The organism is Nocardia aurea (assembly GCF_003123685.1).
In the GTDB taxonomy this organism is placed as follows: domain Bacteria; phylum Actinomycetota; class Actinomycetes; order Mycobacteriales; family Mycobacteriaceae; genus Nocardia; species Nocardia aurea.
Genome location: NZ_QCYJ01000058.1, coordinates 1 through 8,618, shown reverse-complemented (window position 1 = coordinate 8,618; position 8,618 = coordinate 1). Strand labels below are relative to the sequence as shown.

At 70.7% G+C, this 8,618-nt stretch carries 7 protein-coding genes; 4 read left to right on the top strand and 3 right to left on the bottom strand.

Features of this window, described 5'->3' with window-relative positions:
- The 3 genes from DAT37_RS12700 to DAT37_RS12690 all read right to left on the bottom strand — a co-directional run.
- On the bottom strand, positions 1 to 2,005 hold a 2,005-nt coding region (locus DAT37_RS12700; protein WP_232839711.1), incomplete at its 3' end, for a methylmalonyl-CoA mutase family protein.
- 112 nt (positions 2,006 to 2,117) lie between these two features.
- Positions 2,118 to 2,966 carry a CHAP domain-containing protein gene (locus DAT37_RS12695; RefSeq protein WP_198654233.1) on the bottom strand — a complete coding sequence of 283 codons (849 nt, stop codon included), beginning with the start codon at positions 2,964 to 2,966 and terminating at the stop codon, positions 2,118 to 2,120.
- Positions 2,967 to 3,098: 132 nt separating this feature from the next.
- Positions 3,099 to 3,869, bottom strand: coding sequence for a PP2C family protein-serine/threonine phosphatase (locus DAT37_RS12690; protein WP_109524960.1), 771 nt, complete (start codon positions 3,867 to 3,869; stop codon positions 3,099 to 3,101).
- A gap of 75 nt (positions 3,870 to 3,944) precedes the next feature.
- Here DAT37_RS12690 and DAT37_RS12685 point away from each other — a divergent pair, with 75 nt between their 5' ends.
- From DAT37_RS12685 to DAT37_RS12670, 4 genes are all read left to right on the top strand, one after another.
- A complete protein-coding gene (locus tag DAT37_RS12685) occupies positions 3,945 to 5,693 on the top strand; it encodes an N-6 DNA methylase (RefSeq protein ID WP_109524959.1) in 1,749 nt (582 codons plus the stop codon).
- Positions 5,694 to 5,731: 38 nt separating this feature from the next.
- Positions 5,732 to 6,622 (top strand): serine/threonine-protein kinase, encoded by an 891-nt coding sequence (locus tag DAT37_RS12680; RefSeq protein WP_109524958.1) that lies wholly within the window; start codon positions 5,732 to 5,734, stop codon positions 6,620 to 6,622.
- 173 nt (positions 6,623 to 6,795) lie between these two features.
- Entirely contained in the window at positions 6,796 to 8,103 is a 1,308-nt protein-coding gene (locus DAT37_RS12675; protein WP_109524957.1) for an ABC transporter substrate-binding protein, read from the top strand.
- Positions 8,100 to 8,618 (top strand): carbohydrate ABC transporter permease (locus DAT37_RS12670; RefSeq protein ID WP_198654232.1); only part of this gene is annotated, 519 nt, incomplete at its 3' end. The genes DAT37_RS12675 and DAT37_RS12670, both read left to right, overlap by 4 nt.

The following is an 8,618-nucleotide window of genomic DNA, read 5'->3' as shown; positions in this document are numbered from 1 at the left end:
CGGCGGCGTTGAGGTAGAAGGCGAGGATCGTCGGGGCCGGGCCGTTGATCGTCATCGACACCGACGTGTTGGGCGCGATCAGGTCGAACCCGTCATACAGCGCCTTCATGTCGTCGAGCGTCGCGATGGAGACGCCGGACGTGCCGACCTTCCCGTAGATGTCCGGCCGCGGGTCGGGGTCGTGGCCGTACAGGGTGACCGAGTCGAACGCCGTGGACAGGCGGGTCGCGGGCTGCCCTTCGGAGAGCAGCTTGAAGCGCCGGTTGGTGCGGAACGGGTCGCCCTCGCCGGCGAACATCCGGGTCGGGTCCTCGTCGTCCCGCTTGAAGGGGAACACGCCGGCGGTGAACGGGAACACGCCGGGCAGGTTCTCGCTCCGGAGGAACCTGAGGAGCTCGCCGTGGTCGGTGTGGCGGGGCAGGGCCACCCGGGGGATGCGGTTGCCGGACAGCGTCTCGCGCCAGAGCGGCGTGTGGATCTCGCGGTCGCGTACGCGCACGACCAGCTCGTCGGCGGTGTACTGCTCGCGCGTGGCGGGCCAGGCATCGAGCAGCGCCCGGCTCTCCTCGCTCAGCTCCCGCTCGGCCCGGTCCGCCAGCGCCGCCAGCCGGTCGTCGTCGTGCCCGCCCGTGCCGCCCTCCTCCAGCATCGACCGCACGGCGGCGAGCTGCTGGCGGCGGCGGGCCGCCTCCGCCTGGGCGAGCGTCTCGGCGTGGTAGCCGCGGACCGTCTCGGCGATCTCGACGAGGTAGCGGACGCGGGCGGGCGGGACGACCGCGGCCGACGCCTGGGAGGTGCGGCCCTGGACCGGCTCGAGGAGCCCGGGCCCGGCCTGCATGCCCTTGTCCAGCAGGAGATCCTTGAGGTGGTGGTAGAGGGCGGTCACCCCGGCGTCGTTGTAGCGGGCGGCGATCGTGCCGAACACCGGCATCCCCTCCGGCGGCACGCCGAACGCCTCGCGGTTGCGCAGCAACTGGCGGCGCACGTCGCGCAGGGCGTCCTCGGCCCCACGCCGCTCGTACTTGTTGATCACCACGGCCTCGGCGAAGTCGAGCATGTCGATCTTCTCCAGCTGGGAGGCCGCGCCGAACTCGGGGGTCATGACGTAGACGGGCACGTCCACGTGCGGCACGATGCCGGCGTCGCCCTGGCCGATGCCCGGGGTCTCCACGACGACCAGGTCGTAGCCGGCGGAACGGCAGGCGGTGACCACGTCGTCGAGGCAGGCGGGCACCTCGCTGGCGGCGCCCCTGGTGGCCAGCGAGCGGAAGTGGGTCTGGGGGCCCAGGCTGTTCATGCGGATCCGGTCGCCCAGCAGGGCGCCACCGCCGCGCCTGCGGGTGGGGTCGATGGCGATGACCGCGATGCGCAGCTTGTCGTCGTTGTCCACCCGGAGCCGGCGCACCAGCTCGTCGGTGAGCGACGACTTGCCGGACCCGCCGGTGCCCGTGATGCCCAGCACGGGCGCCCGACGCGGCGCCCGGCCGCCGGCCGCGCGCAGGGCCTCCAGGAGGTCGTCGGGTGCGCGCCCGGACTCGATCAGGGTGATCGCCCTGGCCAGGGCGGCCTGGTCGCCCGAGACGACGGCCTCGGCCGCGGGAGCGCCCGGCAGCTCGACGTCGCACTCCTCGATCAGCTTGTTGATCATGCCGGGCAGGCCGAGACGCTGGCCGTCCTCGGGCGAGAAGATGCGGGCGACGCCGCGGGAGTGGAGGAGGTCGATCTCCTCCTGCACGATGACGCCGCCTCCTCCGCCGTACACCTTGATGTGCTCGGCGCCGCGCTCGCGCAGCAGGTCGACGAGGTACGTGAAGAACTCCACGTGCCCGCCCTGGTAGGAGCTGATCGCGACTCCCTGGACGTCCTCTTGGATGGCGGCGGTGACGATCTCGTCCACGGACCTGTTGTGGCCGAGGTGGATGACCTCGGCGCCCTGAGACTGGAGGATGCGCCGCATGATGTTGATCGCCGCGTCATGACCGTCGAACAGGGCCGCGGCCGTCACGAATCGGACTGGGTGAACCGGAACGTGCACGGCAGAACACTCCTTTGTGAGGGGTCTCTCCACCAAGATACTAGGACGTCCTAGTATTTCCCACCGGCCAGGGCGCCCTTGTTCAGGGCTTCGGCTCGTACGGCCTGCGGCGGGTGGCGGTGAGGTGGCGGCCGTGGCTCGCTTCCGGGTGGCTCGCTTCCGGGTGGCTCGCTTCCAGATGGCCTGCTTCCAGGGAGACGCGGGCCCTGGGGACCCGGCCACCGGACGGGGCCGCGGCGGGCTGGCGGGGTGTGGGGTGTGGTGCGTTCCAAGGTGGTGCGAAGCGGCGGTGGGTGCCGCGGCGGCGGCTCGTGAAGCGCAGGGAGAGCACGACGGTCATCAGCACCATCGCGGCGAGCAGCGCCTGCGGCGTGCCTAAGACGTCGAACGGCGACCCCGGCGCCGCCTGCCTGGGCGCGGACGCGAACGGAAGCTCGGTGCTGCGGATCTCGGTCAGCGTGGCGTTGGTCTTGACGGCGCGCGGCAGGCCGTACCCGACGACCTTGTCCGTCTCGCGGACCTTGCGCTTGAGCCAGACGCGGTCGACGTTGGCCTCGATCGTGTGGATCTTCTCGCCGGAGACGCGCTCGACGATGCCGACGTGGTCGACGCCCTTGTAGCTCTTGCCGCCCTTCCAGTCGAAGAAGACGAGCGCCCCGGGCTCAGGTTCGGCGCTCCACGCGCCCTGCTTGATGAACCACACGGCGTGGGACGGCGTCCAGGCGAACTGCCCGACGTAGTCGGCGACCCCGGCCCTGTCGGCCGCCCAGGCGATGAACATGTCGCACCACGGGGCGTTGCGGTACTGGGAGTCCTGGACGCGGTCGGCGTACCAGTGGCCGAACTTGGTGTGCTGTCCGCCCTTCTCCCGGTAGCCGAGCTCCTGACGGACCTCTCTCAGCAGAGCTTCCGCGATCCGGTCCAGTGCCACTCCTCCCAGAAAATCGGGCAGATCACGATGGACTGTAGTGGCGACATCGTGATCGCGCGCCGCACACCGGAAAAGTGGCTAGTCATGAGGCGAAATGGCACTGGAGTGACAGAAGCGACCGCCGTGCTCGGGCTAGGCTCCGGCGCCGACGCGGTAAACCTGCTCGTCACCGGTGCCCGGCGCGACCACGTCGGCCACGACAACGGTCACGTTGTCGGGCGAGCCGCCCTCGTTCGCGAGGTCGATGAGCCTCTGGACGGCCAGGGCCGGGTCTGCCACCGTGGTCAGCACCTCGTGCAGGGTCTCAGGCCCGAGCACCGTCGTGAGCCCGTCGGAGCAGAGGAGGTAGCGGTCATCAGCCTCGGCTTCACGCAGCGCCATGTCCGGCTCCGCCCTGCCTTCGCTGCCCAGCACGCGCAGGACCATGGAGCGCCGGGGGTGCACCGCGGCCTGATCCTCCGTTATCCGTCCTTCGTCCACCATCGACTGCACAAGTGTGTGATCCTTGGTCATCTGGTAAAGAGCACCGTCGCGAAGCAGGTATCCGCGGGAGTCACCGAGATGAGCCAGGGCGAACTGGTAGCCGTCCCACAGCAGAGCGGTCACCGTGGTGCCCATCCCCCTGCGCGCGGGGTCGATCTCGGCCAGCTCGACGAGCCTGCGCGCCGCTTCGTGCACGGCGCCCTCCAGCGCGGCCTCCAAGTCGGCGCCCGTCTCGGGAAGCGTGGCATCCAGCTCGCGCATGACGGCGATCGCCGCCGAGCTCGCCAGCTCGCCGGCCGCGTGTCCACCCATCCCGTCAGCCACCACGAGCAACCGGCCGCTCGCGTAGCCGGAGTCCTCGTTCTGCTCCCGGCGGCGGCCCACATCTGATCCGGCGGCATAGCGGATGTTGTGCTTCATACCTGCAGTAAATCATTGGTTGAAAGACTTCACAAGCAGATGCGCTGAAGACTCTTGTGAACTACTGTGGGCGACATGAGCCACGACCCCACCGTGAACGCCGGGGACATCGCCCGGCTCGCCGGGGTCGGGCGGGCCGCGGTGAGCAACTGGCGCCGCCGCCATGACGACTTCCCCCGCCCCGTCGGAGGAACCGCGAACCAGCCGTTGTTCTCGCTGCCCGAGGTCGAGTCGTGGCTGCGCCGCTACGGGAAGTCCTACCAGGTCTCGCTGGGAGATCGGGTGTGGCAACGCCTGCGGGCGGCCGGAGATCTGCGCCTGGGCGAGCTGGTGGCGCGGGCGGGCGCGCTGCTGACGACCGGTCGCAGCGCGCTCGACCCCGAGCTGGCTGAGCTGGTCTCCGAGCTGGCCGGGCGGCACGATCCGCTCACCGCGTACGAGTTCCTGTGCGAGCGCTACCTGGAGTCCCACTCCCGGCAGCTCTCGGTGACCCGGGAGGAGACCGCCGAGCTGATGGTCGCCCTGGTGGGCGCCGACGGCGGCACCGTCCTCGACCCCGCCTGCGGTGTCGGCACGCTGCTGCTCGCGCCCCGGGCCGGCCGGGTGCTCGGGCAGGACCTCAGCGGCACCTCGGCCCGCATCGCGGCGGCCCGGCTGCGTCTGCGCGGCGTCGACGCCGAGATCGTGGCGGGCGACTCGATGCGCCACGACGGGTTCGCCGGGGTGCGGGCCGACGCCGTCGTCTGCGACCCGCCGTTCAACGAGCGCGCCTGGGGCTACGAGGAGCTGACCGGCGACCCGCGCTGGGAGTACGGCCTGCCGCCGCGCGGCGAGCCGGAGCTGGCCTGGGTGCAGCACTGCCTCACCCACGTCCGGCCGGGCGGCCGGGTCGCCGTCCTCATGCCTCCCGCGGCGGCCAGCCGGAAGGCGGGCAGACGCATCCGGGCCAACCTGCTGCGGGCCGGGGCCCTGCGCGCCGTGGTGGCCCTGCCGGGCTCCGACCTGTGGCTGCTGCGCAGGCCGGCGGGCGGCGAGCGCCCGCCGTCCGACGTGCTGATCCTCGACGCCACCGCCGACCAGGCCATCGTCGAGCCCGCGTGGCGGGCCTATCTCGAGGACCGTTCCGACCAGACGGTGCGGATCATCGACCTGCTGGCCGACGAGGTGGACATGACGCCGGCCCGCCACCAGCGCCGTGACGACCTGGGCCGGGCCTTCACCGAGGCCCGCGACCGCTTCCTGGCCGCGACGGCCACGCCGCCCGATCTCAAGGTGCTGGAGCAGCCGCTCGACCAGCCGTTCACCACTATCGGCGACCTGATCAAGGAGGGTCTGGTCGCCGCGCTGCAGGCCCCGCCCAGGATGGTGTCCGGCGGCGGCGACATCCCGGTGCTCACCGCCGACGACGTGTCCCACGGCGCTCCGCCGTCCGGCCGTACGAGCGCGCAGCAGGGGCTCGTCGAGGTGCGGGAGGGCGACGTGGTGGCCTCCTACTCCAGCGTGCGGGTGATGGCCGAGGGGGGCTGCGTGCTGGGGCCGCACCTGACGCTCTACCGGGTCGATCCGCGCAGGCTCGACCCCGACTTCCTGGCCGGGTTCCTGCGCGCGGCGGGTGGGCGGGCGACCACCGGTTCCAGCCGGTTCGACGTGCGGCGCACCCGCCTGCCCCGCCTCCCGCTGGCGGAGCAGGGCGCGTACGGCGAGGCGTTCCGGCAGCTCGCGGCGCTGGAGGACGCCTTGCGGGAGACGTCCGCGCTCGGCCAGACGCTGATCCGGCTGGGCCTCGACGGGCTGACCGACGGGCACCTGCGCCCTCAGTCTTGACGGTGTAGTTTTTCCGGAAAGGCTGGGGGGAGGGGCGGATGGTCATCGGTGACCGCTATGTGCTCGACGACCTCCCCCTCGGCCAGGGCGGCATGGGAGCCGTCTACGCGGGGCACGACCGCCACCTCGACCGCCGGGTCGCGGTGAAGCTGCTGAGGCTGCCGAGCGGTCCCGACCACGAGCTGGAGCGCCGCTTCATCCGCGAGGCGCGCATCCTGGCCCGGCTGGAGCATCCGGGCGCTCCGGTGCTCTACGACTTCGGCACCCACGATCAGCGGCTCTACCAGGTGATGCAGTTCATCGAGGGCGTCACGGTGGCCGACGTGGTGAGCGAGCACGGGCCGTTACCCGTGCCGTGGGCCGCCGGGATCGCCGCGCAGGCGTGCGCCGTGCTGTCGGCCGCGCACGCGCTCGCGATCTGTCACCGCGACCTCAAGCCGACCAATCTCATGCTCTGCCCCGACGGCAGCGTGAAGGTGCTCGACTTCGGCCTGGCGCTGCTGCGTGACGCCGACGTCACCACGTTCACCAGGATCGGCCAGATCCTCGGCACCCCCGCGTACATGGCGCCGGAGCAGATCCAGCACGGCGTGGCGGAGCCCCGCAGCGACCTCTACTCGCTGGGCTGCGTGCTGCACGAGATGCTGACCGGGCGGCAGCTGTTCACCGGGCCGACCGACTACGTGGTCTTCGAGAAGCAGGTCAAGGAGCGGCCGCCGGCCATCCCTGGGCTGCCGGGCGCGCTGGGCACGCTGCTGGCGCAGTTGCTGGAGAAGCGGCCGGACGACCGGCCGGCCGGGGCCGAGGAGCTGTACGAGCGGCTGGAGCCGTTCGCGGTGGGGCTGCCCATGCTGCCCGGGTTCCTCGCCAAGGCGCCGAGCCCCGGCCGGATGTACGCGCGGATCGTCGGCCGCGTGCTCAACGGCTGACGCGGCCGCCCGGAGCCGGCCGTCCGCCCGGCGACTCCGCAGCGCTCGCGAACACGCTCTCTCTGTAACCCGGATCGTTATCCAACGACCGTTGACAGCGAGGTGTGAGGACTACGACCCTTCTGAGAGAGCGCTCTCTCAGCCCAACCCCCAGTTCGAACCCAGGAGGGTTCATGACCCCTCGCATCAGGCGACTCGCCGTACCCCTGCTCACCGCGTCCCTGATCGCCATGGCCACGGCCGCCTGCGGCTCAGGCGGCGGCGGAGGCGGAGGCGGCGCCTCCGCCCCGGCGGCCAAGCCGGGAGAGAAGATCAAGCTCACCGTAGGCCTCTTCGGCGACTTCGGCTTCAAACCGCTCTACGAGGAGTACAAGAAGACCCACCCGAACATCGAGATCGCCGAAGCGGTGACCCAGTTCAACGACCACCACAACAACCTGGTCAAGCGGCTGGCCACGAACGCGGGGGCGGCGGACATCGAGGCCGTCGAGGTGGGCTACATCAGCACGTTCACCGCGCAGCCCACCAAGTTCCACGACCTCAAGCAGTTCGGGCTGGACAAGCGCCAGAGCGACTACCTCGACTGGAAGTGGCAGCAGGGGCTGGGCAAGCAGGGCGGCCAGTTGCTCGGGCTCGGCACCGACGAGGGCGGCCTGGCCATGTGCTACCGCAAGGACCTGTTCGAGAAGGCCGGCCTGCCCACCGACCGCACCAAGGTGGCGGCCCTCTGGCCGACGTGGGAGCAGTACATCGAGACCGGCAAGAAGTTCGCCACGGCGAACGTGGCCGGCGCGAAGTTCGTGGACAGCCCCGGCGAGATCTTCCGCGCGATGGTCAACCAGGCGCCGATCGGCCTCTACGACCCGCAGGACAACATCATCGTGGGCTCCAACCCCGCGGTGAAGCAGGCCTGGGACCTGTCCAACCAGCTCACCTCCGAGAAGCTGACGGCCAAGCTGGCGGCCTTCTCCCCGCCGTGGAACACCGGCTTCGCCAAGGGCGCGTTCGCCACGATCATCTGCCCCGCCTGGATGACCGGCTACATCCAGGAGCAGGCCAAGGACGCCTCCGGCAAGTGGGACATCGCGACCGTGCCCGGCGGTTCGGGCAACAGTGGCGGCTCACACCTCATGGTCCCCAAGCAGAGCGAGCACCCCAAGGAGGCGGCCGAGCTGATCGACTTCCTCACCTCCAAGGAGAACCAGGCGAAGGTCTTCAAGGAGGAGGGCACGTTCCCGTCGATCCCCGCCCTGTACGACGACCCGTCGATCCAGAACTTCACCAAGCCGTTCTTCGGTGACGCCCCGATCGGCAAGATCTACTCCGAGGCGGCCAAGGCGCTCAAGCCCCAGCACCTCGGGCCCAAGGAGGCGGAGGTCCGCGTCGTGATCGGCGACGGTCTCGGCCGGGTGGAGCAGGGCAAGCAGACGCCCGACGAGGCGTGGGCGCAGGTTCTCGAGGACGTCAAGAAGATCAAATGAGTTCTCTTCCGCTCGCCGTCCCGCGGCGGCGCAGGCGGAGCGTGCGGCACACCCTCGACCTGAGGGTGTCGCCGTACGCCTACGTCGCGCCCTTCTTCCTGCTCTTCTGCGCCTTCGGGCTGTTCCCGTTGATCTACACGGCGTGGGTGAGCCTGCACGACTGGACGCTGCTGTCCGACGAGCACACGTTCGTCGGGACGAAGAACTTCGGCACGCTGCTCGCGGACGGCTACTTCTGGAACGCCACCTTCAACACGCTGTCCATCGGGGTGCTCTCGACGGCGCCGCAACTGCTGCTGGCCATCTGGCTGGCGCACCTGCTCAACCGGCGGCTGCGGTTCCAGACGCTGTTCAGGGTGTCGCTGCTGCTGCCCAACGTCACCAGCGTGGTGGCCGTGGTGGTCATCTTCAGCCAGCTCTTCGGCCGGGACTTCGGCGTGATCAACTGGGTGCTCTCGTGGTTCGGCGCGGGCAGCGTCGACTGGGCGGCGGGAACGGCGAGCTCGCACATCGCG